This window comes from Desulfosarcina sp., assembly GCF_041551955.1.
Taxonomy (GTDB): domain Bacteria; phylum Desulfobacterota; class Desulfobacteria; order Desulfobacterales; family Desulfosarcinaceae; genus Desulfosarcina.
This window is the reverse complement of sequence record NZ_JBFELV010000551.1, coordinates 1-2,942: the sequence shown is the minus strand read 5'-3', so window position 1 is coordinate 2,942 and position 2,942 is coordinate 1. Positions and strand designations below refer to the sequence as shown.

General features: G+C 60.0%; 2 protein-coding genes. Both read right to left on the bottom strand.

The annotated features are described in order from the left end of the window. Positions 1 to 149 precede the first annotated feature (149 nt). Positions 150 to 1,703: an acyl-CoA carboxylase subunit beta gene (locus ABYV26_RS23965; protein ID WP_372683870.1), complete on the bottom strand. Its 1,554-nt coding sequence runs from the start codon at positions 1,701 to 1,703 to the stop codon at positions 150 to 152. A 169-nt stretch (positions 1,704 to 1,872) separates the two neighbouring features. Beyond that, positions 1,873 to 2,859, bottom strand: a complete 987-nt coding sequence (gene meaB, locus ABYV26_RS23960; RefSeq protein ID WP_372683869.1) for a methylmalonyl Co-A mutase-associated GTPase MeaB — start codon at positions 2,857 to 2,859, stop codon at positions 1,873 to 1,875. Positions 2,860 to 2,942: the final 83 nt, after the last annotated feature.

Here is a 2,942-nt window from a genome sequence, read left to right as displayed (position 1 = left end):
TTCCGGCCGCTTGGGCGGAGGCATGACCAGCGCTTCCTCTTCGGTCTGGATATAGGCCGTGACCGCGGCGAGGGCGGCGGCCAGTTTTTTCTCATTTGCATCCATAAATCACACCTTTTTAGGGTTTGGTTAACGTTTTACTCGGTCCGCTACATGGGAATGTTGCCGTGCTTTTTCGGCGGCCGCAGTTCCCGCTTGCTGCACATGATCTCCAGGGCGTCGATCAGCCGCGGCCGGGTCTGGGCCGGTTCGATGACCGCATCGATATAGCCCCGCTGGGCGGCGCAGTATGGATTGGAGAAGAGCTCCTCGTATTCGGCGATCTTCTCCGCCCGCTTGGCCTTGGGGTCCTTGGCGCCCTTGATCTCCTTGCGATGAATGACGTTGGCGGCGCCGCCGGCACCCATGACGGCGATCTCGGCAGTGGGCCAGGCAAAGGCGAAGTCGGCCCCCAGGTCCTTGGAACACATGGCCAGGTAGGAGCCGCCGTAGTCTTTGCGGGTCACCAGCAGCAGTTTGGGCACGGTGGCCTCGCTGTAGCACCACAGCAGCTTGGCGCCGTGGCGGATGATGCCGCCCCACTCCTGCTGGCTGCCGGGCAGGTATCCGGGTACATCGGCGATGGTCAGCATCGGAATGTTGAAGGCATCGCAGAAGCGGATGAAGCGGGTGGCCTTGTCCGATGCATTGATGTCCAAGCAGCCGGCCATGACCATGGGCTGGTTGGCGATGATGCCGATGGACCGACCGTTGAGCCGGGCAAAGGCGGTCAGGATATTGGTGGCAAAGTGCTGGTGGGGTTCGAAGATCTCGCCGTTGTCAACGATGCTGCGGATCACATCGCGCATGTCGTAGCTTTTGTTGGGGCTGTCGGGGATGATGCTGTTGAGTTTTGCGTCCGTGCGCGTGGGGTCGTCGCCCGTATCCACCACGGGCGGCTCTTCCATGTTGTTGGCCGGCAGATAGGCCAGCAACTGCTTGATCTGGACCAGGGCGTCCTCGTCGCTCTCGCAGGCGAACTGGGCCACACCGCTTTTTTCGTTGTGGGCCATGGCACCGCCCAGGTCCTCGAAGTTGATCTCCTCCCCGGTGACCGATTTGATCACTTCAGGGCCGGTAATGAACATGTAGCTGGTATTCTTGACCATGAATATATAGTCGGTCATGGCCGGTGAATAGACCGCCCCGCCGGCCGTGGGTCCCATGATGGCCGAGATCTGGGGGATCACGCCGGAGGCTACCGAGTTGCGGTAAAAGATCTGGCCAAAGCCGGAGAGGGAATCCACACCCTCCTGGATACGGGCGCCGCCCGAATCGTTGAGGCCCACGAAGGGGACACCGGCCTTTAAGGCCATGTCCATAACCTTGCAGATTTTCTTGGCCTGCATCTCACCGAGGCTACCCGCCCGAGAGGTGAAATCCTGGGCAAAGGCGAACACTGGCCGCCCGTCCACCAGGCCGTGCCCGGTGACTACGCCGTCGGAGGGAATCTCGACATCCGCCATGCCGAAATTGACACAGCGGTGCTGCACGAACATGTCGATCTCCCGGAAGGTTCCCTTGTCGAACAGCTTTCCCAGCCGTTCACGGGCGGTGAGCCTGCCGTTTTCCTTGTGCTTGGCGACCAGCTTTTCTCCGCCCATCTCAAGGATGCGGGCTTCGCGCGCCTTGAGATCCTTGATTTTTTCCTTCACAATACCCATGTCACATTCCTTTCACCTGAAGTGCAGAACCTTTTGACTAACTGCCGGGCAATCATGAAACACATCCGACAGCCGTCCGCAAATTAAATATCACTTGAAATAATAAGTGGTTGAACAATTTATAAGAAAATAGAATGCATGCTGGAAATAAATTTTAACCTTTATAGACTCAGCCATCCTTGTCAAGCAAAAAAAGAAGCGTTTCAGCGCCTGCGGTGGGGGAGATATCACCCCGCTCCACCGACGCTTCCATATCCCGCAGCCGGGCCTTGACCGCACGGTGGCTGAAAAATCGTTCCTTGAGTCCGTCCTCGATGCGCGACCACATCCAAGCCAACGCCTGGCGGCGACGTTTTTCCTCAAGTTCGCCGGTGGCGGACAGCCGCTGGCGGTGCTCCAGGATGGTTTCCCATAGTGTGTCCACCCCGGCCAATGTCAAAGCGCTGCAGGCCAGCACCGGCGGCGACCAGGTGGGAGAGGCCGGGTTGAGTAGGTGCAGGGCCATCTCATAGGCGCGTCGGGCTTTCTCGGCCTTTTCGAGGTTGTCGCCGTCGGCCTTGTTGATGGCCACCGCGTCGGCCAGTTCCAGGACCCCCTTTTTAATGCCTTGAAGCTCGTCGCCGGCGCCGGCCAGCATGAGCACCAGGAAAAAGTCGACCATGGAGGCCACCGTGGTTTCCGACTGTCCCACGCCTACCGTTTCCACGAGCACCACATCGAACCCGGCAGCCTCGCAAACCAGCAGGGTCTCCCGGGTCATGCGGGCCACGCCGCCCAGGGTGCCGCCGGAGGGCGACGGGCGGATGAACGCCCCCGATGCAACGGAGAGCCGTTCCATGCGGGTTTTGTCGGCCATGATGCTGCCGCCGCTGCGGGTGCTGGAAGGGTCCACGGCCAGTACCGCCACCTGAAGCCCATTTTCCACCAGCATCATGCCAAAGCTCTCGATGAAGGTGCTTTTGCCGACACCGGGAACGCCGGTGACGCCGAGGCGAAGGGCCTTTCCCGTTTCAGGAAGCAGCCGGTCCACCACGGTGCGTCCCAATTGTCGGTGCGTGGGGTGTGCGCTTTCGATCAGGGTGATGGTCTTGGCCAGGATGCGGCGGTTGCCGGCGCGGAGGCCGTCAACATAGAATTCGGGATCCCTTTCACCCATTGCTAAAAACTATTCCCGTGGCGGTTGATTATGGTTTGCGGCTGTCCAGGGCGTTGAGCACCTTGTTGGCCGAATCGGTTATG